Origin of the sequence: Acidiphilium sp. JA12-A1, assembly GCF_000724705.2 — a bacterium.
Lineage (GTDB): Bacteria > Pseudomonadota > Alphaproteobacteria > Acetobacterales > Acetobacteraceae > Acidiphilium > Acidiphilium multivorum.
Window position 1 is genome coordinate 1 of record NZ_JFHO01000230.1, and the last position, 290, is coordinate 290.

The 290-nt window shown below is 71.0% G+C and carries 1 protein-coding gene; it reads left to right on the forward strand.

The genetic code is table 11. The features are described 5' to 3' along the window. On the forward strand, nucleotides 1–290 hold a 290-nt coding region (locus tag RT91_RS19450; protein WP_035189557.1), incomplete at both ends, for an aminotransferase class III-fold pyridoxal phosphate-dependent enzyme.

Sequence of the window (290 nt, forward strand, 5' to 3'; positions counted from 1 at the left end):
GATGAAGGCGCTGATGCACGGGCCGACCTTCATGGCCAATCCGCTGGGCTGCGCCGCGGCGAATGCCTCGCTCGACCTGTTCGAGACCGAGGACCGGCTGGGGCAGGCCAGGCAAATCGAGGCCTGGCTGCGCGAGGGGCTGGAACCGTGCCGGGGGCTGCCCGGCGTGGTCGATGTGCGGGTGAAGGGGGCGATCGGCGTGGTGCAGCTGGGCGGATCAAGAATCCGGCGGGTTGCGGGAGCGGTTCGTCGCGCGCGGGCGTGGATCCGGCCGTTCCGCGACATCGTCT